The following is a 25,394-nucleotide window of genomic DNA, read 5'->3' on the forward strand; positions in this document are numbered from 1 at the left end:
GGGATACCTCCTTAAAAACTTTATATCTGGTTAATAGCTTTTTTAAGCAGGTTCAGGAAGCGGTTGACTTCCTCCTCGGAATGGCGGTGGATGATGTCTGTGACCTCTTTTTCCAGTTCCTGCAGCAGGTTTTGCCTGATCTCATTGCCGGTCTGGCTGCTGATCTCCCGGATAATACGCTTTAACCTTTCCTCAAGGATGCGGGCGTTCTCCATATGCGATAACCTCCAGGTCGTTTCAGGATCAGGCGGATATCTTCCAGTTCCCGGATGTATTTTTCCAGCAAACGTCCCACCGGGGGTGATTCCCGTGCTTCCACGGCCAGCAGCTCCCCAATCTGGTCAATGCGGCGCAGGAGTATTTTTTCGCCCCGCTGGATGAGAATGGCCTGCTCGAGCTGGCGTAAAAGCCGGTTAAAGGCGAGGTTTTTCCCGTCCTTGAGGGCATCCAGGGCGGAAATAAAGTGGATTTCCCGGGATGCTGCCGGGGCCAGTTCCCTGCGCAGCCAGGTGGCCACCCGTTCCCTTTCACTGAGATTTAATGTATCGGCGAAGTTAACCACGTAAAAACAATTATCCCGTTGTCTTTCCGGGGGGATTTCCTGGCGGAGGAATTCCCTGTGGACCGGGGAGAGCATATGCCGGCCGTTGAAAAAGATCAGGTGCAGGTCGCTGTTACGCAGCCATTCTGCCACCTTCCTGGCGTAGCGGGTGTGTACAGAATCTATTCCCGGGGAGTCCACAAAGGTAGCCAGCTTGAGCATTTCCGCCGGGTGGTGGATGTCTATCGCCTCGATAAGCATGGCTTCTTCGGGGGTTATCATCAGCCGCCTGAATTCTGCCAGCTCGCCGGGATCTGCCAGGTGGAAGACCTTTTCCCGGACGTGGTGAAAATGCAGGCGTACCGCTGTTAGTGCCCGGGCGGCCCGCTTCAGCGAGATGGGGCGGGTGATGGCCGGAACGTGGTTATAAATGTTCCCCGGAAGGGCCGGCGGGCGGAAAAGATTTTGAGTTTGGATCAGCAGCGCCGCCAGTTCGGCCGCGTTAACCCGTGAATATCTGCCCCCGGTGCAGGCCTCCATTTGCCGGAGGTCTTTCAGCAACCCGGGATTATTGAGCCAGCGGTACAGGGTGACCAGTTCCTCCCGGCAGAGGTAGGCGTTCCCTTCTTTTTCTTCCACCAGGAAGAGGGTTAATTCCCGGGGATAATGGATTACCGCTACCTTTTCCGCCCCGTGATGCAGGCGGACAAGGGTGGATGTGGTGGATTTATCCTGGGCCGGTAGCAGTTCTTCCTGCATCAGGGCGTTGAGAAAGGTGCTTTTTCCCGAAGAAAAGGGGCCCCACAGGGTAACATAAAAGCGGTCGCCGGCCAGGCTCCCGGCCAGCTCCGCAAGGCGCTCCCTGGTAGCCGGCGACTGTAAGAACGGGGCTTCCAGCAGGCGCTGCAGCAAATTGAGCAGGCGCTCTTTGAGTACCGGAAAACTGACGGCCTGCCACGTATTCTCCATGCCGGCGGGTGATGCTGCGACAGCCGGAACTTTCCGGTTATATGCGGCCAGCTTTTCCCGGATCTCCAGCCGTACCTGCTGCAGGGATGCAAACAGCTGGCTGGTTTCCAGCGCGTCACGGGCGCGTTCGTAAATGCTCCAGAAGGCATCCAGGAAAAGCCCGTCTTCCCCGATGGCCAGGGTTCCGGCCAGCTGGCGGGGTATGTGCCTGTCTTCCCCGGAGAAAAACTTCTCCAGTTCTTTCAGGATAATGAAGGCCAGCTCCACTTCCACGAACAGGCGCAGGTTTTCAATACTCTCCGCATCCCTGGTGTTCAGGTAGTTGACCGGGATTTCCCGGCCGAAGATTTCTCCCAGGGCCTCCCGGGTGGCTGCGAGGGCGCTGCCGTCAGGGCGGCCGCAGTTACAGTTGATCCAGAAAGAGATCCGTTTGGAGCCGGGGCGGGAAAGACTCCCTTTCAAGCGGTGCAGTAAGAGCCGGTCCTGTTCGTCCATGCCCCGCTGGTGGAAGAGGTAGAGGATATGATCCGCTGGGGCAAGGGTTTTTTCAACCAGGTGGCTCTGGCTGGCGGCATCCAGCCCGGGGGTGTCGATCAGGGTACATATTCTTAACCACGGGTTGGGCAGGGTAACATCTACCCGGCCGGCATGGATGTCCCCCCGGCGCAGCAGGGAGGCCAGCCCCTGCCGGGAGTGGACCGGCTTGAACCTGCCTGCGGATACGGAAAAGGCCTGGCCGTGGAAGAAAAAGATGGGGCAGGGAGTGGCCGGCAGGACGTCCACCGGTGAAATATCTTCCTGCAGGAGGGCGTTGATCAGGGTGGATTTTCCTGCATTACGGGCTCCGGCAACGGCAAGGAGGGGTGAAGGTTGGGGCGGGAGATACTTCTTCCGCAGTTCACCAATGCGCTTTAAAGGGTGGGGTCGCTGCCGCGGGTTTTCAGATGGAAATGTCCCGTTCATTTCAACACGCTCCCCGGATATTTTGGCCGGTCCTGGCCGGGCCGGACCGTCCACCTGCCTATCTGCTATATATTAGCATCGGGGGATAAATATGACATGGGGAGACCCGCGGCATTTGTAAACTTACGGCGGGGTAAGGGCGGCCGGGGGAATGGAAGGGTTTAAGCGCTGGAGCCGGTTTTCTGCAGGACCTCAAGAACGTGTTTTGCCCGGCGGTCATGCTGCTGGATCCTGGTGAAGAATTCAATCAGGAAGCGCCGCACCCTCTCGTCCCCGGCCAGGGGCGGGCGGCGCAGGTGCCGGATGAGCAGGATAATGGACTTCAAATGTTCCACCAGGGCCCGGTCGGGACTGCCCGTCAGCTCCATGTGGCGGATTTTTTGCATGCAGGCCTGGCTTATTTCCGGCACCGTTTTTCCCTGCAGGTTCTGTAAAAAAACAAGCAGCTTGTGGACATCCGGGTTTATTTCTTGCACTGAAAACACCTCCTGGCAGTGAGCGCTAGTGAAGGAGGGAGGGGAGATTGATAAATATTTCCAGTAGAAAGAGCAGGACAATGGCCAGTTCCAGCAGCACGGATTGCTGGTTGACCACCCGGTTGCTGAGCAGGGTATAATTCTGCATGATGAGCGAGAGCTTGCGCTGGATGCTTTCCACCCAGGCTCTGGTGCGGAATACGGCCAGGGCGGCGCCGTATACCCGGGCATAGAAAACGTCTTCGGTTACTTTGAGAGAGTTCTGAATTCTTTCCAGGATCTCGTTAATATCCACCACCAGTTCCATCAGGCGGTTCATGATGTGCCGGTAATGCCCCATGCGCCTCAAGACGGTAACCTTTTCCGCCTCTTCAATATCGCCGTACATTTTACCCATTTCTTCGCTGAGCAGGTTATCGTAGTAACGGAGCTCCAGGAGCTGGGTCAGGGCAAATTCCAGCAGGTCGGGAATGTCGTGGCTGCCGGCCGCGTCGTATACCAGGGCCGAGGCCCAGGTAATGATGGTGAGGTCATCCGGGCCGTAGGAAAAGGAATGCTGCAGGGTTTCCCGGCGCACCTGCGGGCTTACCGGTTCAGATTCGGCCAGTAGCAGGGGCACGGGATCCCATTCCCGGTTCCATTCCTGAAAGAAAAACAGGATGTAATCCTCTTCCGCCCCTTTAAATTCCGGGCGAACCATGGCCCTGCTCAGGCTGCCTGTTACCTCGGCCAGTTTCTTCTTAAATATATCTTCGGTAATTCTGTCAATAACTTCATCCTCACCTAAAGATAGGGCGAGCTCCTTGATTTCCCGGTAGCTGTACCCTTCCGGGAGTATTATTTGCATGCACAGGCTGACTACCCCCAGGTCGTAGACCTTGCCCGTAAAACGGGCGTGAAAATCCTGCTGGCCCAGCCTGATCCATTCTTCTCCCAGTTCCACGGTTACGGGGGGGTTGGGGATATGCACGGACATCAACCGCGCCCGGGAGATGCGCAGCCTGGAAGTGGGCTTGGTATGAGCCAGTGACTGTTCCACAATTTCCAGGTTGATCTCTTCCGCCACGTCGTACAGACGATAAAGCCAGATGGAATTGGGCATTTGCGAACAACCTCTCCCGCGTTCATGGCTGCCAGTTTAAAAAATATTATACCCTTGACAGGAGGGCTTTGTAAGCCGTATAATAAGAAATGCGATGTCGGAGTGGCGGAACTGGCAGACGCGCACGTTTGAGGGGCGTGTGGGAAACCGTGCGGGTTCGAGTCCCGCCTCCGACACCAGAATTATATTCCCTGTCTGGCTTCTGTAAGCTTTATGTTACAGGGGCCTTTTGTTTTGCAGCCCTTCCGTGGACTGTTCCGTCCACGTTTCTTTTTCTCCCGGCTCGTGTTTGCGGGCCTTGTGAACAGTTCGCCTAGCTATTTGGTTGCTTTTCCGTGCTTGTGAAAAACTCGCCAGCCGAAAAGGGCCGTTGGCGGGAAATTTATTTTCCACCTTACCGGTCTTATATAAAATAAAATTAATCCCGTCAGGTGATCCGAAAGGGGTGGTTTGCATGCGGGAATGGATTCAGCACCTGGTGACGAAATACCTGGAAGAACCATTCTGTCAGGTTGAACTGGCGCGTGCCGAGATGCTGAAAAATGAGCAGCCCGGGCCAAAGCTGCGCCTGGTGCGGGGGCAGCAGAAAAAGTGCTACCCGCGCAGCTTGTCAGGGGAAAGCCATTCCGTTTCCTTGAACGGCTAAAAAGCATGATAATATTATCTATAAGATAGATAATAAACCTGCACTGATGGTCCGGTTCGAAAAGGTGGGCTCCCCACGAAAGGGGAGCCCATCTTAGCTAAATTGGTAATCAGATAACCACCGCCCGGTGTAAGCACATAGTTAGTTTAATCTTCCATATTAGCTGGTTGATTAACTTTTAAGCTTTCGGGCTCATTGTATTCCTCTTTGGAATGGAGTATACCGGACGAGGTCGCAGGCTTACGCCAGAGGCCGGGAATGGTTACCTTTATTCTATCCAATAGGGTTTGTGAAGCAAGGAGGCCGGGGTTCCCGACTCGAATAGCGTCGTAATAGCTTCCAATAGTGGATTCATAGTTTTCCGCACCGTAAATCCAGACCGAACCCAACCAGATTTTCATAAGGGGTTGTGTCCCGGACCATTGAGTAACCAAAATTTCCAAGTCGTTATGATATAAGGATACTTTGCCTTCCGAGGTGTCAACATAAATTTGAATTTTTGTCCACTCCCCCGGAGCCAGGCGCTGAGTACTGTACCGGGCGGGTTCAAAAAGCCCGAATGCCAGCCCGAGATACCTATCCCTGTTTACTACCACGGTTATCTCACCGGTGGGAAAATCCAGAGAAGCCAGGGTGGTGGCCGCACCGGTAATGTCCTCTATTTTGGTATAGAATTCAACGACAATCTGATCCCTGTAAATTGGAGGATTTAATTTATAGCTCAGGTATGGAGCCAGGTACACGTTCCTTCCCACTCGGACCGAGGTGTTATCAAATACCCCCTGGTCGTCAATCCATTTGGCGTCTAAATACTCCCAGTCCCCTAAACCTTGCTCAAAATTTTCTTCAAACCAAACTTCCACAGGTGGAGATGGCTTGGGACGATAATAACATAATATCATAATAAGGGTAATAATCATTATAGCTAGAATTGCCAAAAGAAGAAATTTCTTTTTCTTATTCAGTTTCATGTCTGAAATTTTTTCTGTATTGTGGTTATCCGACATTTATCTACCTCCTTTTTCTAAAAGTAAGTATCCGAAAAGGGGCACGAGAGACGCGAGAAGTTCGATACGGCAAGGGCATTAAAGGAAAAGGGACCTAAGCATTCTTTATTACAATATGATATTGCCGGAATTAATGCCACCATAAAACAAGAAAAATAATACTGGACAGGGTAAAACCCCATCCAGTGTTGCTTATTTAACTTAAGCCACTGCTGTTTCAATGATTGTAATTACAACTCGGTAGGCGGCGGGGAGCCCTGGATCATTGATGGTGATTTCACTGTTTTTCACAGTGGCATCGGTGGAACCAACATCCCCGGATGCCGTTTCAGGAACATCAAAAGTACCCAGGTTACCTATTTGTACACCATTCGCATCAAATACCTCAATTACGTAATTAAAAGTGACAGTTTGCGCAGCATCAACAGTCTTTGTGGTATGAAGGGTGTAGTTTAGGTAGTAGTTTCGGGTCTTTTGGTCATAACCGGTGACCTGAATGGCGGTGGGAAAACTTTCACCGGATACATAATGGAAGCCTTCCCCTTCATAGGAGTTCTGTACCGGTTCTTGAGCCCATACTCCCGGTACCGAAGATAACAGCAACATCAGCGCGGCAACAAAAGCCAGTAAGAACTTTCTTTTTCTCATCCACATCCCCCCTTATATTGGATTTATTATCATTTTATGACATACACCATTAAATGGTTACTAAACAAACATATTTGAACATATATAAAAGGCAATTTAAAAAATGCTTATAACAGCGGGAAGAGTTGGAAAACCAGCTGGAGCATGTCACGTCACTCTAGGGTAATCGCCTGGCAGGTAAATTGCTGCTGCCACCAGGCGGTCTCCGCGGGCAACGCCATCAAAAAGAATGTAAAATTTTAATAAAAATCCCCAAGGCAGCAGGGCTCCCCACGGAAGGGGAGCCCACCTTATTTTCCGGCTGGCGGGCAGGGATCAAGCTTTCCTGCCCGCAGGTAGTGATGTATGAATATGTCGTGGTGGAGGAAATAGGGTTCCTCAATGGTCACAGGTATGGTTTTGACGGCAAGCAGATGAAAGTATTCCGGCAACCTTTTCTCCAGAAAGTCAAAGGTGGCCGGGCGTCCCGGATGGGAGATAAGAAGCTGGCCTCCCGGTTTCAAACAGCGGGTGAAAATTTCAGCCAGGAAAGGGTAAAATTTGGGGTCGTAGAGGATGTCCGAGCCTATAATCCAGTCGAACTGCCGGTCTGTGGTAAAATCCCGCCAGTCGGCCAGCAGGTAATACGCCTCTTTTACTTTTTGCAGAGCGGCGTTGGCTTTGCAGAACTGTAAAGCTTCAGGTTTATAATCGGAAAAGGTTACCCTTGCTCCCTTGAGCCCGCAGACCAGGCCGGGCAGGCCGGTTCCCGCACCCAGCTCCAGGACGGTTTCGCCGGAAAAGGGAACGTTTTCCCAGATATATCGGGCCAGTCCCCTGGCTGCAGGCCAGATTTCAGCCCACAATGGAATGTTATCTTCATCCGCGGGGTCGGTGATGAGATCCTCGACGTTCCGGGGTACCAGGAGGGGCAGGGTCAACCCCGGCAGGAAAATGGTGACTTCCCTGGCGGATATGTTTAATCCGGGCATTTGTCCGGCTCTCCGGGGGGTGTTGAAAGTTTAAGACTGGTTTCTTTTCAGTACCTGCAGCCAGCTTTCCCTTTCCAGGAAGCTCCCCTCCACATTGTTTTCCATTTGCAGGAACATCTTGTAGGGTACGGCAAAAGAGAGCAGGTCTTTATCCACGTGCTTGCGTGCCGAAATGTCGGTCAGCCCTATTACCGCCCGGGGCTCTTCCGACCTGCCCTCGGCATAAGGGATGAGGAAAAGGGTATGGCAGCCGGCACCGAAGGGAGCTATAACATTAAGCCTGCCGCCGCCCTCGTAATTGGCCAGGACGGTTAAGGCGGAAAGCTGGTCGGGATTGGCCAGGAAAACAACAACAGCGGGAGTTTCGTCCGGACTTACCTCCGGCAGGGGCTTGAACACCACGTAGGTGGCAGGTACCTCGGTGATGGGCAGGGAGTCCACAAACTTCCTGGCCATTTCCGGGGTTTTCAGGTAGCGCTCCCCTTCTTCCAGGGCCGGCATATTGCGCACCAGGTTTTTCCCCACCTCACTGCGGCAGAAATCCTTGTTGCCGGTGGAGAGAAAATATTCGATACCGCCGGGGAAATTTTTATACTGGTTGCCAAATCCCAGCCCCACCCCGCCGCCGAGGCAGCCGAAAGTTTTGCGGTCGAATACGGCCGTGCGTCCCCTGGCAGCCGCAGTGAACATGGCCACCACACAGCCCCAGCGCCCCTCTTTGAACTGCAGGGCGCCTTCCGGCTTCTCATCGGTTAACAGGATTGCCACCGGAGAATACCTGAGCTTTAAGGCTGCGGCTATTTTGCTTTGCATAAACCTCGCCTCCGGAGAAAATTTTAAGAAAGGTTCTACATCGATGGCCGGATTTCCTTTCGGGAACTACCCCAGGGTTAGGGATGTATAATACCTCCGGGTTGATTTTGGCCATAAAAAGATAACCTTCTCCGTCCGCTAGCTTTTCTGCCCCCCCTGCTTCCAGAGCAGGAACTGCTGTAATGCTTCCCCCCATGTGGCGGGTACGTCTTTGCGAATGCGTAAGACTTTCCCCTTCGCCATAAAACAATAAACCCCCTTCGCTGCCTTAGTCTTTCCGAAGGCGGCAGCCGGAAGGGGTGAATCCGGTAAGGTTTGCGACCCTTTTTAACACCACCGGATTCGCACTTTTTGAGTGGCCGGTGGTATTTACTACCAGAACCGCAACCCCTTGATTTTCCTGCTGGTGCCGAAGGCGGGAGTCGAACCCGCACGGGGTGTGAGCCCCACCGGATTTTGAGTCCGGCGCGTCTGCCAGTTCCACCACTTCGGCATACAGTACTTTAAATAGTAGCACATTGCCGGTGAATTGTCAATGCCCCGGAGGGCGGGGAGGGCGGGGGTCCGGGGTGGTTTTCAGCGGCTGTTCTTGTGCCTCGGTTTTGGGAGTAATTTGAACCGGGAACGAGCAGGATTACCTTTTCCATTTATAGAATTACTCCCCGGGCAAAAAAGTCACATTTTGCCCGGTGGGAGTGGATCCTGTTGCACCCGGACGTTCGGGATTTGGATGAGCGGGAATTGATAAAACGTTCCGCCGCGGGTAATCTGGAGGCCTTTTCAGAACTGGTGCGCCGTTATGAGAAGAAGGTTTTTACCGTGGCCTACCGTTTTACCGGCAACTACAGCGATGCTTCCGATCTGGCTCAGGAAGTTTTTATCAGGGTTTACCAGGCCCTGCCACGTTTCCGGGGTGAAGCCAGCTTCAATACCTGGCTTTACCGCATTACCGCCAACCTGTGCCGGGATGAACTGCGCCGGCAGAAGCGGCATAAAAAAACCTCCCTGGAGGAAATGACGGCCGAAAATGCCTGTCCCGGGCTGCCCGATGGTAACAGCCTGTCTCCGGATGAAATTGTGGAGCAGCGGGAATTTCAGGAAATGGTGCAGGCCTGCTTGAATGAACTGCCCGATGAGTACCGGCTGGTCCTGGTTATGCGGGAGATCCAGGGCCTTTCCTATGCTGAAATAGCTGCAGCCCTGGATATTGCCCAGGGGACGGTTAAATCCCGCCTCAGCCGTGCCCGTCAAGCCTTCCGGCAGAAGTTGTTCGGGCGGCGGGAACATTTCAAGTTCCTGAGCCGTCTTCTTGAGTAGAGGGGGGATGACGTATGGATTGCCAGCAGATACGGGAATATCTTTCGGCATACCTGGATGGTGAACTTGAATCCTCCCGGCTGGGGCAAATAAAAGCGCACCTGGAAGAATGTGCGGCCTGCCGCCGCCACTGGGAAGAGCTGCAGGCCAGCATGAAACTGCTGCGCGCTCTACCCGAAGTATCCCCCCCGGAATTTTTCAGGGAGCAATTGCTTCAAAGGCTGCCCGGCCGGCGCTTTACTCCCTGGTACGCCAGGTTCAGGCCGGCCTGGCTGAGATTTGCTGCCGCGGCAGTCATTCTGGTTGCTGTCCTTTCCCTGGCCCGGCTTGGGTCGGGCCAGATCATTCCCCGGGTTATGTGGCCCTGGCAGAAGGGCGGGGATAATGCTCCGCTGGTAGGCCAGGTTGACCGGGAGCGGGATGATGGCATCAGCAGCGATCTCCTTAAATCTTCCGGGAAGGAATCCGGATCTCCCCCGGGTGGGGAGGAACGCCGGGTACAGGCCGCGCCCGCCGGTTCTGCTTCGCCTGCGAAAACCGTGGCCGTTAAAAAGCTGCCGCAGATGGCAGGTGGTAATTATCCCGGCCAGGAGCAGCAGGCCGGTGGCGCCGTAAAAGATGAGCAACGTGGTGAGCGTCCAGTTCCTGCCCGGGAGCCCGCTCCCGGGCTATTCGTACTGAATTCGCCGCAGGCCCTTTCCGGAGAAAAGGAACAACGGGCAGCGGGTACCAGCCGTTCCGGTGCAAATGGGAAACTGCGGAAGGAAGACGGAGGCGGGGATGCCCCGGGCGCTCTTCCCCCCGGGCCGATGCTGGCCCCCGGCACTTCTCTACCCGGGGATGATATAAGTTCCGGCGTTAAAGCCGTGAAAAAAATCATGCTTGTGCTGGAAGTAAAAGATATTAATGAAGCCGGGGGGCGTATTTTGGAACTGGGGCAAAAATATAATGCTCCCGTCGAGGCCGGGGAGCAGTCTGAATTTGCATTTATCATCCCCGGTGAGGTGTGGCCCGGTTTTTTTAAGGAACTTGGAGCTATAGGACGGGTGAGGGAGTACCGGGTCGATACCCGCGACATTACGCCGGAATATGAAAAGCTGGAGGAAAAACTGGGGCTTCTCAAGGAAAGGGAGAGGGAACTTCTTGCTTTAAACAGGGAAGCCGATCCGGCGGAATTGGTGCAGGTGCAGGAAGAGATTAAAAAGGTAACAGAACAATTGGACGCGCTTTCCGAAAGCGCCCGGAAGATTACGGTCAGGATTGTGTTATGTACAAATTCTTCTTGCCAGCAGGACCAGTTGCAGGTAAAATAGGGTAAGACAATGTGGTGTGGTGTAGTGGGGAATAAGTTTGCAAAGGTATACCTATACTAGGCTTGACCGCCTTTAGTAGAAGGGAGGGAGAGGGGCTTTGCGGGAAAAAGTAGAAGAAGTCCTCAATAAAATTCGTCCTGCCCTGCAGCGAGACGGGGGCGATGTGGAACTGGTAGATGTCAGCGCTGACGGTGTGGTCAAGGTCAGGTTGAAAGGGGCCTGTGGCGGGTGACCCATGTCCACCTATACCCTCAAGATGGGGATTGAGCGGTCGCTCAAGCAGGCAGTTCCTGAAGTAAAGGAAGTAGTCCAGGTTTAAAGAAACAAAAAGCCTCTGCACGAGCAGGGGTTTTTTCTATAAATGGGGGTGATCCGGTGCAGGGTTACAGGGTGGCCGTATGCCAGATGGCCATTGATCGGGACAAGGAAAAAAATATCGCCCGCGCCCGGGAAATGATTGCCCGGGCCGCGGAAAAGGGAGCCAGGCTGGTGGTGCTGCCGGAAATGTTTAACTGTCCCTACGTGGCCAGGCTTTTCCCCCGGTATGCCGAGAGTTACCCGGAAGGTCCCAGCTTGCAGATGCTCTCCCGGGCGGCCCGGGAGGAGGGTGTTTACCTGGTGGGGGGGTCCCTGCCGGAGCGGGACGGCGACCGGGTTTACAATACCAGTTTTATTTTTGCACCCGACGGGCGGCTACTGGGGAAACACAGGAAGGTGCATCTTTTTGATGTGGAGCTGGCCGGCGGGCTGTCCGTTAAAGAATCCAGCACCCTTGGGGCCGGAAACAGGGTTACGGTCATTCCTGCGGAACTGGGCGGCCTGGGTGTGGCCATCTGCTATGATATCCGTTTTCCCGAGCTGATGCGGTTGATGGTGCTGAAAGGGGCCCGGGTGGTGGTAATCCCGGCAGCCTTTAATATGACCACCGGCCCGGCACACTGGGAACTGGTTTTCCGTATGCGGGCTGTTGATAACCAGGCCTATTTCATCGGGGCCTCTCCGGCGCGGGATCCCGGAGCCCCCTATGTGGCTTACGGCCATTCCCTGGTGGTGGATCCCTGGGGGAAGGTGGTCAGCATGGCCGGGGAAGGGGAAGAAATCATCTATGCGGAAATAGATCCGGGTCTCATTGATAAGGTTCGCTCCGAACTCCCCCTGCTGCGCCACCGGCGAACGGATGTTTATGCCCTGGAGTTGCTCGTCCCCTGACCCTCTGGTAGAATAGATAAAGATGGGGTGAGCATATGTTAAGTTTTGGCATTGTGGGCCTGCCCATGGTGGGCAAGACAACCATTTTTAATCTGGTTACCGAGAGCGTTGCCCAGACATCTAATTTTATGACCGGTAAAACTGAAACCAATGTGAGCATGGCCCGGGTAAGGGATCCCCGGGTGGATTTTCTTTCCGGGCTGTACAGGCCCCGTCGTACTGTTTATGCCCAGATACAGTGCAGTGATGTGCCGGGGCTGGTACGGGGGGCCAGTGAAGGCAGGGGTGTGGGAAACCAGTTTTTGGAAGGTATCCGGGGAGTGGACCTGCTGGTACACGTGCTCCGGGCCTTTGTTAACCCGGATGTCCCCCATGTGGATGGGGAAATCGATCCCCTGCGGGATCTGGAAACGGTTAACCTGGAGTTGCTCCTGGCCGATATGGAGTTGCTGGAAAAGCGCATTGGCCGCCTGAAGTCCGGGAAGAAAATTACCAAAGAGGGTGCCCGGGAGCTGGAGGTTCTGGAAAAATGCCTGGCCGCCCTGGAGAATGAGGTGCCCCTGCACCAGGTGGAACTGGAGGAGGAAGAAAGGGCATTACTGCGCAATTATAATTTTTTAACTGAGAAGCCGGTAATTCTGGTGGTAAATACCGATGAAGGGCAGTTCAAGTCGCGGCAGTATCCTGGCCGGGAAGCTCTGGAGGAGGCAGCTGCGGACCGGGGGCTGAAGATCATTGAAATTTGCGGCCAGCTGGAAATGGAAATCAGCCAGCTTTCACCGGAAGACCGGGAGCTGTTTCTTTCCGACCTGGGAGTCGGGGAACTGGGATCGGAACGCCTGGTGCGCACTGCCTACGAGGAACTGGGCCTGATTTCCTTCTTTACCGTTGGTGAGGATGAGGTCAAGGCCTGGACCATTCGCAGGGGTACCAGTGCCAGGAAAGCCGCCGGGAAGATCCATTCCGATATGGAAAGAGGGTTCATCCGGGCCGAGGTGGTGGCCTTTGAAGATCTATACCGCCTTGGTTCCATGGCCAGGGTGAAAGAAAAAGGCCTGGCCCGCCTGGAAGGAAAGGACTATGTTGTTCAGGACGGAGATATCATTAACTTCCGCTTTAATGTTTAGGATGCAGGTTGACGGATGTTCCTGCCATAAAAACAAATATGGCCTTATAACCTCCCGCCATTTTTCTGCTGGCCCGGCGGGAGGTTTTTTGTGTGCATTTTCTTATCCCCGCCCGGGGGTATAATAGGAGAAAATGGCAAGCGGGGGGTTTTGCAATGGGTTACCGCGATCTTTTTCCGGACGAGCTGGCCGCCCGGGTGGAAAAGGCGGTGCAGCTCCTGGCTGACTGCACGGTTTGCGCCCGGAACTGCCACGTCAACCGGCTGCAGGGGGAAAAGGGTTTCTGCCGGGGCGGCCGCCTGGCGGCAGTGAGCAGCTGGGGGCCCCATTTCGGGGAAGAGGATGTCCTGGTGGGGCGGTACGGATCGGGGACCATTTTTTTCGCCAACTGCAACCTGGCCTGCCGTTTTTGCCAGAACTGCGATATCAGCCAGTACGGCGAAGGTGACGAGGTTACCGCCCGGGAACTGGCCGGGGCCATGCTGGAATTGCAGGAGGCGGGCTGTCATAACATCAACCTGGTCTCTCCCAGCCACTATGTGCCGCAGATACTGGAGGCCCTGTATATTGCCGCGGGTGAAGGTTTAAAACTGCCCCTGGTCTATAACACCGGGGGCTATGACGCCCTGCCCACTCTGAAGTTGCTGGACGGAATTGTGGATATATACATGCCTGACATTAAATTTGGTGATGATGAAATTGGTGAACGCTATACCGGGGCGGCCAGGTATTTTACGGTGGCCAGGCAGGCGGTGAAGGAAATGCACCGCCAGGTGGGGGATCTGGAAGTGGATGAGCGGGGCATTGCCGTACGGGGACTCCTGGTACGGCACCTGGTTATGCCCGGGGATCTCTCCCGTACCAGAGAAGTAATGAAATTCCTGGCGGAGGAAATTTCCCCCTATACTTTTGTAAATATTATGGATCAATATTATCCGGCTCACGAGGCCCGCCGTTACCCGGAGCTCTCCCGGCGGATTACCCGGGAGGAATTTCGCCGGGCGGTGGAAACTGCCCGGGAGTGCGGGTTGCGGCGGATTTACGCGTGAAGGGTGAAAATCTTTCCCCCCGGTGGTATAAAATACTCTTCCTGTGAGATACTAGGCCGCGAAAGGAGGTGGATATGATGCATCACTGGCGGATGACGGAAATGGAAAAGCTGCACATTATAGAGCAATTAAGGGCGGAAGAGTTGTGCACCAAGAAGGCCCGTTTTTACCTTACGCAAACCAGGGATCCGGCTATCCAGGGCCTGCTGCAGCAGTGCATTGACAAGGGGCAGCGCCACATCAGCACTCTGAACAACCTGCTCCAGGATGCCGGCCTGCCGCAGATGGCCCGGCATTAAAACTTATAAAAGATAAGGAGGTGTGGTCAGTGCAATTTTCCGACCGGGATATCCTGGCCGATATGCTAACCGGAACCAAGATGATCTCCACCGGTTATCACATGGCTGTGCTGGAAGCAGCCAATGACAGGGTTCGCAACACCCTCATTCATATCAACAATGAGGAAATGAACACCCAGAAGCAGATTTTTGACCTCATGCACTCCCGCGGCTGGTACCCCCTGGATCCCGTATTTACGGGCACGCCCATGGGACCGGAAGCCACCAACATCCGCGGGCCCGAAGGCCCCATGGGGAGAATGGCTCCAGGGATGGGACCCGCCCAGATGTAACCGTTCCCGGCTGCTGCCGGCGTTCGGCGCAGCTGTTGCTGAGTTTGCAAGGGGAGACCGGGTGTGGAAAAGCCCGGTCTTTTTATTTCGCCGGTTACCGGTTATTTATGTGTAAACAATCAAAAACAGTAGCTGGAAATGGCGTGGTAGTTCGGGGAGTCAGCAGCAATGATGGTGTTAACCTGCGGGAACATCACCGGGTCCGCGGGCTTTTTTCTTTCAGGGGATGACTGCGGGTTGGCCTGCCATTCCTGCATTTGGGGAACAATTTATGGCGTTTCAGAGATAAAAATAAACATCCTGCAATACTTTTGCATGGGTACTGGGGCAGGATGTGCCGCATGCCGTACAGCCAGAAAACCTCCTGGATAATTGTTTGCAGTAGGAAGGAGAGGGTAAGAGCATGGATGGCGTGGATTTAAGAAGCCTGGATGCGGAACTGGTGGAAAAGGAGTCGCGCATTAAAACCGGCGGAGCGCCCAAATATCACCGGAGCAATGCCGAAAAGGGCAAGCTCTTTGCCCGGGACAGGCTGAAGCTGCTCCTGGACCCCGATGCTCCCTTCTGCGAGGACGGGCTGTTTGCCAACAACCTGGCGGGAGACCTTCCGGCCGACGGGGTGATCACCGGAATTGGCAAGATTCACGGCCGCACCGTCTGTGTGATGGCCAACGACTCCACGGTGAAGGCCGGTTCCTGGGGCTGGCGTACGGTGGAAAAGATCCTGCGCATTCAGGAAACGGCCATGGATATGAAGGTCCCCATGATCTACCTGGTGGACTCCGCCGGGGCCCGCATTACCGACCAGGTGGAGATGTTTCCCGGCCGGCGGGGTGCCGGGGCCATTTTCTACAACGAAGTGAAGATGTCGGGCATGGTCCCGCAGATCTGCCTGCTTTTCGGACCTTCCGCCGCGGGCGGGGCTTACATCCCGGCCTTCTGCGACGTGGTTTTCATGGTGGAAGGCAATGCCAGCATGTACCTGGGTTCCCCCCGCATGGTCGAGATGGTCATTGGTGAGAAAACTACCCTGGAGGATCTGGGCGGTGCCCGCATGCACTGCACCGTCAGCGGCTGCGGTGACCTGCTCTGCAAGACGGAAGTGGAAGCCATAGAAGCCTGCCGCCGCTACCTGACCTACATGCCTCAGAACTACCTGGGCCGGCCGCCCAGGGCCCTGGAGGAGCCTCCCCTGGAGGGGCGGGATATCGCCGATATCATCCCGCCCCGGGAGAGCGAGCCCTTTGACATGTATGAACTGATTGACCGGATTATCGACCGGGGAACCTGGTTTGAAATCAAGAAGCTCTTCGCCCCGGAACTGATCACCGGCCTGTGCCGCATTGGCGGCCGGGTGGTGGGGCTGCTGGCCAACCAGCCCCGGGAAAAAGGGGGCGTGCTCTTTGTGGATTCGGCCGATAAGGGGGCCCGCTTTGTCACCCTCTGCGATGCCTTTAATATTCCCCTGCTCTTTCTGGCCGATGTTCCCGGGTTCATGGTGGGAGGATACGTGGAGCGGCAGGGCATTATCCGCCACGGGGCCAAAATGATTTCCGCCGTATCCGAGGCCACGGTGCCCAAGATTTCGGTCATTGTGCGCAAGGCCTACGGTGCGGGCCTGTATGCCATGTGCGGCCCGGCCTTTGAACCCGACTGCTGCCTGGCCCTGCCCAGCGCCCAGGTGGCTGTGATGGGGCCCCAGGCGGCGGTCAAGGCCGTATACGAAAATAAGATCAACGCCCTGCCTCCGGAAGAAAGGCCGGCTTTCATCCAGCAAAAACAGCAGGAATACTTAAAAGACGTGGATATTTACCGCCTGGCCTCGGAGCTGGTGGTGGATCATATTGTGCGCCCCGGGGACCTGCGGGCGGAACTGATTGCCCGCTTCAACCTGTATGAATCCAAGCGGCAGCAATTTTCCGAGCGCAAGCATCCGGTATACCCGGTATAAGGAGGTGCGGGGAGTGGCTTACGAAACCATTAAGGTGGAGCGGGGGCAGGTGGGGATTATTACCTTTAACCGGCCCCAGGCTCTAAACGCCCTGAACACGCAGATGGCCCGGGAGCTGGTGGCGGCCCTGGAGGAACTGGAACTGGACGACGGGGTGTTCGCGGCTGTTTTAACGGCCGAAGGGGACCGGGCATTCTGCGTGGGGGCCGACTTGAAGGAAAGAAAGAATATGACCCGAGCGGAAATGAAGAAGCAGAGGGAGCTGTTTGTGAGGGCCTTCGAGGCGGTGGTAAATTTCCCTAAGCCCCTGGTGGCGGCCGTCAACGGCTATGCCCTGGGCGGGGGATGCGAATTTGCCCTGGGCTGCGACTTTATCGTGGCTTCGGAGAAGGCAACCTTTGGCCTGCCGGAAGTAGGCCTGGCCATTATCCCGGGCGGGGGAGGGACCCAGCTCCTCCCCCGGATCATCGGGCGCGCCAGGGCCAAGGAGCTCATCTTCACAGGAAGGCGCATACCGGCTGCCGAGGCGTACCGGCTGGGCCTGGTCAACTACGTGGTGCCCCCGGAGGAGCTGATGACCAGGACCATGGCCATCATGCAGGAAATAGTCCAGAATGGACCCATTGCCCTGCAGCAGGCCAAGCGGGCCATCAACCTGGGGCTGGAGCTGGACCTGCATACCGCCTTCGCCCTGGAAGCCCAGTGCTACAATGTCTGCCTGGCCACGGAAGACCGGGATGAGGGCTTACGTGCCTTCAATGAAAAGAGAAAGCCGGTATACAGGAACAGGTAATTGAACCAGAACAGTGAAATTGAGGAGGAGGAATGGATATGGCGGAATTGAAATACCCCCGGAAGGTAGTTCTGGGTGAAATTACCGTGCGGGATGGCTTCCAGCATGAAGAAAAATTCATCCCCACCCTGGCCAAACTCTGGGTGCTGGAACAGTTGATTCTGGCCGGGTTCAAGCGTTTGGAGGTGACCAATTTCGGCAGCCCCCGGGGAATGCCCCAGTTTGCCGATGCGGAAGAACTTTTCAAGCTCCTCCGTACCAGCAAGAAGGTGCAGGATAAACTGCCCGGGGTGGAGCTGACGGCCGTGACCATCCGGGAAAAGGCCGTGGACCGGGCCATCCGCGCCCGGCAGGAAGGTTACGGTCCGGACCGCATTCTCATGATGGTTTCCACCTCCGAGTCCCACCAGATCAAGAACTCCGGCCTGGACCATAAAGCTTACTGGGCGGAAGTGGAGCGGTGCATTAAAAAGGCCCACGATGCGGGGATGAAGTTCAACGGCACCGTGAGCACCATCTGGGGCTGTCCCATTGAAGGGCCCACGGACATGAAAGCGGCCCTCGAGGTGACCAGGCGCTTCCTGGAGCTGGGGGCTGACGATATCGAGCACGCGGACCACGACGGTTCCGCCCCGCCCAACAGGGTGTATGAGTATTTTTCCATGGTCCTGGATGCCTTCCCCAATCCGGACCTGCACATTGCCCATTTCCACGTAACCCGCGGCTGGGGGCTGGCCAACGTGCTGGCCGCCCTGCTGGCCGGCATTACCCATTTTGAAAGCACCATGGGCGGCATCGGTGGCCAGCCGGCCAACTTCGTCGACGGGGTTCCCGTGGCCGGCACCGGTTCGTATTACTACCAGGACCCCAACATTGTGGGGCTGGTCTGCACCGAGGATATGGTGGTGATGATGGACGAGATGGGCATTGATACGGGGGTGGATGTGGACCGGGTGCTGGAGATAGGGCGCATGGTGGAGAAAATTGTGGGCAGGCGGCTGCGCAGCGAATGCATCCGCACCGGCCGCATTCCCAAGGGACCCACGGGACATAAGTAAAGCAAAGACGGAGTAAGGGCGGGCATAGGAAACCCTCTGCGCCGGGCCGGTGCAGGGGGTTTTTATTTCCCGGCGAAAGGGAACGGGTAACTTTCCGGCGAATTTATTCCGGTAGCAGAGTTAAAGGGGGAGGAATGTACCATGGCCAGGGGTAAAAAGCCCAGAAAAATTGCCATTCTCGGTGGTCCCGGGACGGGTAAAACAACCCTGTGCAAGCAGCTGGATGTGGATTACAGCATGGCCGGTTATATAAGCGACGTATGCCTGGAATTTGCCCGCTCGTACATTGCCTGGTACGGGGCGCCCCGGAGCATTTTTGAACAGTTCCTGCTCTATGAAGGACAAAAACGCCGGGAAGAGGAGCTTTCTTATTGCGATATTATTTTCTGTGATAACGCCACCATTTTGAACTACGTATACGGCCTGTTGAGCTGTGATTTCAAAAACCCCAAGGAAGTTTACGCTTTGATGAAATTATACGAATGGGCCATGCGCGACCTGCCCGAATACGACATCTTTTACGTGCCCCGGGAGTTTGATGTGGAAAAAGACGGGATCAGGTACCAGGATAGTGATTTTGCCGTAGTGGTGGACGCCAAGATTAAGAACTTCCTGGACATCATGAACGTTCCCTACACCATTGTCAGCGGAGACCTGGCAACCAGGGTGAAAACGGTTAAGGAAAAAATCGGCTTTGTGGAGAAGCGCAAGCGCTGCAGCAACGTCCATGAGGTAGCCCTGGCAAAAGAAGACGGTAGCTGTACGGTTTAAAGGGCCGGGTGAATCCTGCCGGCCCGTACGGGCGGTGGCCGCCAGATCGTTGCGGCCACCGCCGCAGCGCTTTCAGGCCTGAAAGCCGGTGGCCCGCCCCCCGGCCGGTATGGCCCCCTGCCGTGCAGGCCGGGTCAAGGTCCCGTTGCGGGTGGCATTGAAAATGGCCAGCAGGGTCACCCCCACGTCGGCAAACACGGCTTCCCAGATGGAGGCCAGGCCCAGGGCTCCCAGTCCGAGGAAGAATGCTTTCGTGGCCAGGGTGAGTACGATGTTTTGCTTGACGATTGCCCTGGTGTGGCGGGCGATTTCCACAGCCACAGCCAGCCTGGAAGGGGAATCTTCTATGAGCACCACATCCGCGGCCTCAATGGCTGCGTCGGAACCCAGCCCGCCCATGGCCACCCCCACATCGGCCCTGGCAATGGCCGGGGCGTCGTTTATGCCGTCACCCACAAAGGCCAGCTTTTGCCGGGCGGGCAGGCCGGCCCTGAGTTCTTCCACCCGGTGCACCTTTTCCTCCGGCAGCAGACGGGCGTGGTAATCATCCAGCCCCAGGGTTTCGGCTACCCGGCGGGCAGTTTCTTTTTCATCGCCGCTCAACATGACCACGTTTTTAACGCCCAGGGCTTTCAGCCCGGCGATGGCCTGGCGGGCGTCCGGCCTGATCTCATCGCCCATTTCCAGGTAACCGGCCAGGGTATGGTTTATGGCCACAAATACCGTATTTTCTTCCGGGCGGGGAACATGGCAGGGGATGCCCTCCTGTTCCAGGAGGCGTTTTCCCCCCACCAGTACGTTTTTACCCGCGACCCGGGCTGCTACCCCCTGTCCCGGGATTTCCCGGTAATTACTCACCCGGTCCGTGGGGATTTCCCTTCCCCAGGCCTGCCGGATGGACCGGGCTACGGGGTGGGTGGAATAGGCGCCGGCTGCTGCGGCACAGGCCAGAACCTCTTCCTCCTGAAAGCCGTTCAAGGCCTTCACCCGGTTCACCCGGAAAGACCCCCGGGTGAGGGTACCCGTTTTATCAAAAACGACGGTATGCAGGCTGGCCAGGGCGTCCAGGTAGCTGGCCCCCTTGACCAGGATTCCCTCCCGTGAGGCGCGGCCAATGCCGCAGGAATAAGACAGGGGAATGGAAATGACCAGCGCACAGGGGCAGGAAATGACCAGGAAGACCAGCGCCCGGTAAAGCCACTGGGACAGGGTGGCACCGGGGACCACCAGCGGAGGCAGAATGGCCAGCGCCAGGGCAGCCAGCACCACCGCCGGTGTGTAGTACCGGGCAAAGGTGGTGATGAACTTTTCCACGGGGGCTTTTCTGGCCGCCGCATTTTCCACCAGTTCCAGGATGCGGGCCAGGGAAGAATCCTTAAATGGCCTGGTTACCCTGATGGTCAGAAGGCCCTGGCCGTTGATCATGCCGGCCAGAACTTCGTCTCCTTTTTCCACCCGGCGTGGTACCGGTTCTCCCGTCAGCGCCGCGGTATCCACAAGGGATTCCCCTTCCAGGACCTCGCCGTCCAGGGGGATCCTTTCGCCGGGGCGGACCGCAACAACCTGGCCCGCCGTCACTTCTTCCGGCTGGACCTGCCTTATTTCCCCGTTAACCAGCAGGCTGGCAAAAGGTGGGCGGATGTCCAGGAGGGCGGCTATGGAGCGGCGGGAGCGGTTAACGGCTTTTTCCTGGAAATACTCCCCGAGGGAATAAAAGAGCATCACCGCCACCGCTTCGGGTAGCTGGTTAATGGCTATGGCTCCGAGGGTGGCCACGAACATGAGAAAATGTTCGTCCAGAAACTTCCCGCGGACAAGATTTTTTATGGCCTTTAACAGCACGTTCCGGCCGGCAATCAGGTATGCGACCAGGAGGATGGTGTACCCGGTCCAGGAAAAGGGGGCCGGGTGCAGGATTTCCTGAAAAATGATGCCGGCAGCCAGGAAAGCACCCGCCAGGCCGGTGAGGTACAGGTTTCTCCTGTTTTCCCCGTTCTCTCCCGGTATTCCCGGGCTACCGGTTCTTACCAGTTTTACCCCGGGTTTTACCCGGTTTATGGCCTGCCGCGCCTCTTCCGCCCTTTCCGGGGGTAAGTCCAGGGTGAGGTCGGTGAAGTTAATGGTAACATGCTCCAGGCCCTTAATCTGCTGCAGCGCGTGTTCTATCCTGGCTGCACAGCTGGGGCAGTCCAGGCCAACCAGGGTGTAGCGCATGGGACATGCTCCTTTCAACGTTCTTCCGCAAAATGCGCCTGGGCTTCGCGGATCAGGTTGACAATATGGTCGTCATCCAGGGAGTAATAAACCATTTTGCCTTCCCGGCGGTACTTCACCAGGCGCATTGCCTTCAGCAGCCGGAGATGATGGGAGACGGCTGGCAGGCTCATTTCCAGAATTTCCGCCAGGTCGCACACGCAGAGCTCCCTGTGGGACAAAAGATAGAGGATCTTGGTGCGGGTTTCATCTCCCAGCACCCTGAACAGCTCTGAAAGGCCGGCCACTTCCAGCACCTTGTCCTTTAAATCTCCGGTGGTTCCAGATGTGCAGTAGGTATCACAGATATCGTTGTTGGGAGAATGCCTGTTCGTAAGAAGCCCCCCTTTATCCATAATTAAATAATTGTTTAATTGAATTATATTTTTATTAATGGTTGTTTGTCAACCAGTTTCTTTGCAAGACAGGTATTCATTGCTCCCGCAACCGGGCTAAAGTAAAATTGATGCTGGTGGAAAGGAGCTGGTACCCATGGCTGAAGTTTTATTTGCGCTGGCAGGTCTGGCTGCCGGGGTGGTGGCCGGCTGGCTGCTGGCCGGCAGCCGCGTGCGTGCCCTGTCGGCCGAGGTGGTGGACGCCCGGAGCAGGGCGGCGGCCGCGGAAAGCATAAGTGGCGAGCTGCGCCAGCAGGTAGAGCAGTTGCAGCGGGAGTTGGCCGTTCTGCGCCAGCAGGTGGCGCAGGAACACCAGGCCAGGGTGAGGGCGGAAACATCCCTGGAAGAAGCCAGGAACAACCTTGCCGAACAGAAAAAGCTCCTTGCCGAAGCTACCGCGCGCCTTGGTGATACGTTTAAAGCCCTCTCCGCCGAAGCTTTGAAAAATAATAACCAGGCTTTTATCGAGCTGGCCCGCCAGGTGCTGGAAGGGGTGGTGGTGGAAGCCCGGGGCGATCTCCAGAAGCGCCAGGAAGCCATTGACGCCCTGATCAGGCCTCTGAAAGAAGAGCTGGCCCGTTACGAGGCTCAGGTAAGGGCCATGGAAAACGCCCGCCAGGAAGCATATGGAAGTCTGAAAAGGCAGCTGCAGGAACTCAGCCAGACCCAGCAGCTGCTGCACAGGGAGACAAGCAACCTGGTTAATGCTTTGAAAACTCCCCAGGTCCGGGGGAGATGGGGGGAAATAACCCTGCGCCGGGTGGTGGAGGTGGCGGGGATGTCCCCGTACTGCGACTTTGTGGAGCAATTTTCGGTGGAAACGGAAGGGGGGCGGCTGCGCCCTGACCTGGTGGTAAAACTTCCCGGAGGCAGGACGGTGGTGGTGGATGCAAAGGTTCCCCTGAAGGCCTATATGGAGGCCGTTGAAGCTGGCGACGAGCATGCGTGGCGCCTGGCCATGCAAAAACATGCCCAGGCTGTGCGGGCGCACATGCAGTCCCTGGGTTCCAGGGCTTACTGGAGCCAGTTTTCCTCCAGCCCCGACTTTGTGGTGCTTTTCCTTCCCGGGGAGTCCTTTTTCAGTGCCGCCGTGGAGCAGGACCGCCACTTGATTGAGGATGCCCTGGCCAGCCGGGTGCTGCTGGCCACGCCCACCACGTTGATTGCCCTTTTGCGAACCGTGGCTTTGAGCTGGCAGCAGCACCAGATGGCCGAGAACGCCCGGCAGATTGCGGAGGCGGGCATGGAGCTCTACGAGCGGGTGTGCAAGTTTGCCCAGCATCTGGCCAAAATAAAAGATGGCCTGCAAAAGGCCACCCAGTCCTTCAACAATGCCGTTGGTTCCTGGGAAAGCCGGCTGGTGCCGGGGGCCAGACGCTTAAAGGAACTGGGGGCTGCCATGCCGGGTAAAGAACTCTACCCGGTAACCCCGGTGGAGATCGCGCTGCGGGAATTGCCGCCGGAGCAGGAGCAGGGCGCGGGAGAGTGGTGACCGTGGCTGTACTGGTCCGGTGCAAGTTTGTTAAATATTACTCCTTATTGCAAAAAACTGTGAACACTGGAACTCCTTTCTTTTTTGCTTTAGTAGAAGCGAGGCTTGCAATATTGACAAATTCCCGGATATCGCAATCACTTTTTATTGCCGGTTGACAGTTAACCACACCTGCTGATGCTGTAATTTTCATCCCGCCGTCCCAGTTATAACTGGCGATGGCGTTTACTATTTTGAGCGCGTATTCTTTAACCGTGCTTGCAGGCCTGACAGTAACCACGGCAAACTCATCGCCTGCATAGCGGCACGGATAATCGAGTTTTTCATCAACATGGGCTTTTATAATATTTGCGACACGGTACAAAACTTCATCACCTATAATATGGCCGTATTTTTTGTCGACCTCCCCAAAACCATCCAGGTCAATGAAAACAATAGATAAGGCAATATTGTTCCTGATTAATTTACCGGTAATATAATATAAATATTCTGCCTTATTCAAACCGGTCAGCGTATCAAAATGCTTACCCAATTCATGATAGAGTTCCAGCTTGGTCACTATTCCCAGTAATTTCCCGTCTTCAGCAACCACAAGGCGCTCTATTTTATAGCGCTCTACTATTTCAGCCGCATCCCAGATGGAACACGAAGGCGTCACAGTTATCAAATCTTTGCTCATAGCATCAATGACCAGCCGGTTAGGGTGAGAACACCTTATATCCCTGGAAGTGATAATACCAACTAGTTGTCCACTTTCTATAACGGGTAGACAGCCGACTTTAAATTCATTCATCATCTCTGCCGCTTTTCTGACACTATCAAATGGGGAAGCAGTGATTATCCTCCTGTTCATGATATTTTCCACGGTGGTCATTATAAGTCCACCACCTTGTTTACCTGGACCACAATGTTTAACTGGGCTTTTATTACAGAATCTTCGGTGGCGATGGCAGAACACTCTTTCAAGATAATGGGCAGGAGTTTATCCTGCGGGATAAATTTAAGCAGTGATTTCTTGAGCACGGCAGCTTCAAAGACATCATGTTCCAGCCGGATGACCACATATTGCTCCGGGGAAAGCGCGTCCACCATTCGCTTCACCGCCTCTGGGCCAATTGGTGCCTTCTTGCCAACCACCAGGACATCCTGGATGGGCGGGATTTCAAATTCAGATAAACGGATGGAGATTTCGGCTTTCCTGCCAATTTCAAACGGGCGAGAAAACGACATTTCTCCGGTACTCATTCTTTTAATACCTTCCTTGTTAATTTTTAGGCGTTATTCTTTAATTATTTTTTGGCATTTATTCGTCATCAATTGCCGATTACCTTTAAAAAATAAAAATCATGCCATAAAGCGGTATATAAAAGATACGGCTATGTAGTCATGCAGAAGCTGACGCGATATCAGAGCACTTTGCGACAGGTAGTGGAAGTGATCAGCGCCTCACTCGCGCAGCTTCATCAGATGGTAGAGGGGCAGGGTCGAATAGTTACGACCGCCATATTACACCGGTTATTGTGCTGGATGAAATTCACCTGGCAGACGGTAAGGTCCTGGAGGAATTAAGGCTGCTTTTCAACTTCAAAATGGATTCACAGAATCCCTTTATCCTGATCCTGTCCGGGCAAACGCTGATCCGCAACAAATTGGCCCTCAATGCTAACAGCCCCCTGCGCCAAAGGCTCACCGTAAAGTATGTCATGCAGGGCCTTAAACCCGGCGAAATCCAGGAATACTGTGCAAGCCGCCTGAAAAACGCCGGCCTGCACGAGGAGATCTTTACCCCGCAAGCTCTGGAGGCCATTTACGCCATCACCAAAGGATTGCCCCGGCTGGTTAACAATCTGGTGACCAGCTGCCTGATCTGCGCATACGGCAGGAAACAAAAGCAGATTG

The 25,394-nt window shown here is 55.4% G+C and carries 27 protein-coding genes and 2 tRNA genes; 16 read left to right on the forward strand and 13 right to left on the reverse strand.

Translation table 11 applies throughout. The annotated features are described in order from the left end of the window. Window positions 1–20: 20 nt before the first annotated feature. From BUB44_RS10375 to BUB44_RS10390, 4 genes are all read right to left on the reverse strand, one after another. A complete protein-coding gene (locus tag BUB44_RS10375) occupies window positions 21–215 on the reverse strand; it encodes a hypothetical protein (protein ID WP_073166008.1) in 195 nt (64 codons plus the stop codon). Beyond that, window positions 182–2,473: a dynamin family protein gene (locus BUB44_RS10380; protein WP_131821620.1), complete on the reverse strand. Its 2,292-nt coding sequence runs from the start codon at window positions 2,471–2,473 to the stop codon at window positions 182–184. Before BUB44_RS10380 ends, BUB44_RS10375 begins: the two co-directional genes overlap by 34 nt. 161 nt (window positions 2,474–2,634) lie before the next feature. Further along, window positions 2,635–2,949: a hypothetical protein gene (locus BUB44_RS10385; protein WP_027357353.1), complete on the reverse strand. Its 315-nt coding sequence runs from the start codon at window positions 2,947–2,949 to the stop codon at window positions 2,635–2,637. A 25-nt stretch (window positions 2,950–2,974) separates the two neighbouring features. Beyond that, window positions 2,975–4,051, reverse strand: a complete 1,077-nt coding sequence (locus BUB44_RS10390) for a hypothetical protein (protein ID WP_073166013.1) — start codon at window positions 4,049–4,051, stop codon at window positions 2,975–2,977. 96 nt (window positions 4,052–4,147) lie between these two features. Between BUB44_RS10390 and BUB44_RS10395 the strand changes: the two genes are divergently transcribed. Continuing rightward, a tRNA-Leu gene (locus BUB44_RS10395) sits at window positions 4,148–4,230 on the forward strand. 275 nt (window positions 4,231–4,505) lie between these two features. Continuing rightward, window positions 4,506–4,697, forward strand: coding sequence for a hypothetical protein (locus BUB44_RS10405; RefSeq protein ID WP_073166019.1), 192 nt, complete (start codon window positions 4,506–4,508; stop codon window positions 4,695–4,697). 146 nt (window positions 4,698–4,843) lie between these two features. Here the strand turns inward: BUB44_RS10405 and BUB44_RS10410 are convergent, their stop codons facing one another. The 5 genes from BUB44_RS10410 to BUB44_RS10430 form a co-directional block, all read right to left on the reverse strand. Further along, complete coding sequence (locus tag BUB44_RS10410) at window positions 4,844–5,704, reverse strand: hypothetical protein (protein ID WP_073166022.1); 861 nt, start codon at window positions 5,702–5,704, stop codon at window positions 4,844–4,846. Between the two features lie 201 nt (window positions 5,705–5,905). After that, the gene (locus BUB44_RS10415; protein WP_073166025.1) at window positions 5,906–6,352 is read right to left on the reverse strand and encodes a hypothetical protein; all 447 of its coding nucleotides are present in this window, start codon (window positions 6,350–6,352) and stop codon (window positions 5,906–5,908) included. 290 nt (window positions 6,353–6,642) lie between these two features. Continuing rightward, window positions 6,643–7,323: a class I SAM-dependent methyltransferase gene (locus tag BUB44_RS10420; protein WP_073166027.1), complete on the reverse strand. Its 681-nt coding sequence runs from the start codon at window positions 7,321–7,323 to the stop codon at window positions 6,643–6,645. A gap of 30 nt (window positions 7,324–7,353) precedes the next feature. Further along, window positions 7,354–8,136 carry a DUF169 domain-containing protein gene (locus BUB44_RS10425; protein WP_073166030.1) on the reverse strand — a complete coding sequence of 261 codons (783 nt, stop codon included), beginning with the start codon at window positions 8,134–8,136 and terminating at the stop codon, window positions 7,354–7,356. A gap of 404 nt (window positions 8,137–8,540) precedes the next feature. Next, window positions 8,541–8,629 (reverse strand) — tRNA-Leu (locus BUB44_RS10430). Between the two features lie 212 nt (window positions 8,630–8,841). Here BUB44_RS10430 and BUB44_RS10435 point away from each other — a divergent pair. The 12 genes from BUB44_RS10435 to BUB44_RS10500 all read left to right on the forward strand — a co-directional run bounded on the left by BUB44_RS10435 (window position 8,842) and on the right by BUB44_RS10500 (window position 19,355). Then, window positions 8,842–9,453 carry an RNA polymerase sigma factor gene (locus tag BUB44_RS10435; RefSeq protein ID WP_242655956.1) on the forward strand — a complete coding sequence of 204 codons (612 nt, stop codon included), beginning with the start codon at window positions 8,842–8,844 and terminating at the stop codon, window positions 9,451–9,453. Between the two features lie 14 nt (window positions 9,454–9,467). Then, entirely contained in the window at window positions 9,468–10,766 is a 1,299-nt protein-coding gene (locus BUB44_RS10440; RefSeq protein ID WP_073166033.1) for a zf-HC2 domain-containing protein, read from the forward strand. Between the two features lie 97 nt (window positions 10,767–10,863). Further along, a complete protein-coding gene (locus BUB44_RS15120) occupies window positions 10,864–11,085 on the forward strand; it encodes a NifU family protein (protein ID WP_157833037.1) in 222 nt (73 codons plus the stop codon). 56 nt (window positions 11,086–11,141) lie between these two features. After that, window positions 11,142–11,975 carry a carbon-nitrogen hydrolase family protein gene (locus BUB44_RS10455; protein WP_073166039.1) on the forward strand — a complete coding sequence of 278 codons (834 nt, stop codon included), beginning with the start codon at window positions 11,142–11,144 and terminating at the stop codon, window positions 11,973–11,975. A 35-nt stretch (window positions 11,976–12,010) separates the two neighbouring features. Next, the gene (ychF, locus tag BUB44_RS10460; protein ID WP_073166041.1) at window positions 12,011–13,102 is read left to right on the forward strand and encodes a redox-regulated ATPase YchF; all 1,092 of its coding nucleotides are present in this window, start codon (window positions 12,011–12,013) and stop codon (window positions 13,100–13,102) included. Between the two features lie 155 nt (window positions 13,103–13,257). After that, window positions 13,258–14,151 (forward strand): radical SAM protein, encoded by an 894-nt coding sequence (locus BUB44_RS10465; RefSeq protein ID WP_073166044.1) that lies wholly within the window; start codon window positions 13,258–13,260, stop codon window positions 14,149–14,151. Window positions 14,152–14,228: 77 nt separating this feature from the next. Further along, on the forward strand, window positions 14,229–14,450 hold the full coding sequence (locus tag BUB44_RS10470) for a hypothetical protein (RefSeq protein ID WP_073166046.1): 222 nt from the start codon (window positions 14,229–14,231) through the stop codon (window positions 14,448–14,450). Between the two features lie 29 nt (window positions 14,451–14,479). Beyond that, window positions 14,480–14,782 carry a spore coat protein gene (locus tag BUB44_RS10475; RefSeq protein WP_051618284.1) on the forward strand — a complete coding sequence of 101 codons (303 nt, stop codon included), beginning with the start codon at window positions 14,480–14,482 and terminating at the stop codon, window positions 14,780–14,782. Between the two features lie 403 nt (window positions 14,783–15,185). Further along, window positions 15,186–16,733: an acyl-CoA carboxylase subunit beta gene (locus BUB44_RS10485; protein ID WP_073166052.1), complete on the forward strand. Its 1,548-nt coding sequence runs from the start codon at window positions 15,186–15,188 to the stop codon at window positions 16,731–16,733. Between the two features lie 13 nt (window positions 16,734–16,746). Further along, window positions 16,747–17,526 (forward strand): enoyl-CoA hydratase/isomerase family protein, encoded by a 780-nt coding sequence (locus tag BUB44_RS10490; protein WP_073166055.1) that lies wholly within the window; start codon window positions 16,747–16,749, stop codon window positions 17,524–17,526. Window positions 17,527–17,564: 38 nt separating this feature from the next. Beyond that, window positions 17,565–18,584, forward strand: coding sequence for a beta/alpha barrel domain-containing protein (locus BUB44_RS10495; RefSeq protein WP_073166058.1), 1,020 nt, complete (start codon window positions 17,565–17,567; stop codon window positions 18,582–18,584). A gap of 141 nt (window positions 18,585–18,725) precedes the next feature. Then, window positions 18,726–19,355, forward strand: a complete 630-nt coding sequence (locus BUB44_RS10500) for an AAA family ATPase (protein WP_073166061.1) — start codon at window positions 18,726–18,728, stop codon at window positions 19,353–19,355. Between the two features lie 72 nt (window positions 19,356–19,427). Here BUB44_RS10500 and BUB44_RS10505 read toward each other — a convergent pair whose 3' ends face one another. Beyond that, window positions 19,428–21,569, reverse strand: a complete 2,142-nt coding sequence (locus BUB44_RS10505; protein WP_073166063.1) for a heavy metal translocating P-type ATPase — start codon at window positions 21,567–21,569, stop codon at window positions 19,428–19,430. Between the two features lie 14 nt (window positions 21,570–21,583). Then, window positions 21,584–21,964 (reverse strand): ArsR/SmtB family transcription factor, encoded by a 381-nt coding sequence (locus tag BUB44_RS10510; RefSeq protein ID WP_073166066.1) that lies wholly within the window; start codon window positions 21,962–21,964, stop codon window positions 21,584–21,586. Window positions 21,965–22,100: 136 nt separating this feature from the next. Between BUB44_RS10510 and BUB44_RS10515 the strand changes: the two genes are divergently transcribed. Next, window positions 22,101–23,495 (forward strand): DNA recombination protein RmuC, encoded by a 1,395-nt coding sequence (locus tag BUB44_RS10515; RefSeq protein ID WP_073166069.1) that lies wholly within the window; start codon window positions 22,101–22,103, stop codon window positions 23,493–23,495. A 37-nt stretch (window positions 23,496–23,532) separates the two neighbouring features. On the opposite strand, the gene BUB44_RS10520 is transcribed toward BUB44_RS10515, so the two are convergent. Beyond that, window positions 23,533–24,369 (reverse strand): CBS domain-containing protein, encoded by an 837-nt coding sequence (locus tag BUB44_RS10520; RefSeq protein WP_073166071.1) that lies wholly within the window; start codon window positions 24,367–24,369, stop codon window positions 23,533–23,535. Continuing rightward, complete coding sequence (locus tag BUB44_RS10525) at window positions 24,369–24,740, reverse strand: hypothetical protein (RefSeq protein WP_073166074.1); 372 nt, start codon at window positions 24,738–24,740, stop codon at window positions 24,369–24,371. The genes BUB44_RS10520 and BUB44_RS10525 overlap by 1 nt, the downstream gene beginning before the upstream one ends. A 275-nt stretch (window positions 24,741–25,015) precedes the next feature. On the opposite strand from BUB44_RS10525, the gene BUB44_RS10530 reads away from it, so the two are divergent. Beyond that, window positions 25,016–25,394: ExeA family protein (locus BUB44_RS10530; RefSeq protein ID WP_423219790.1), on the forward strand; the 379-nt coding region annotated here is incomplete at its 3' end.

Origin of the sequence: Desulfofundulus australicus DSM 11792, from assembly GCF_900129285.1 — a bacterium.
GTDB classification, from domain to species: domain Bacteria; phylum Bacillota; class Desulfotomaculia; order Desulfotomaculales; family Desulfovirgulaceae; genus Desulfofundulus; species Desulfofundulus australicus.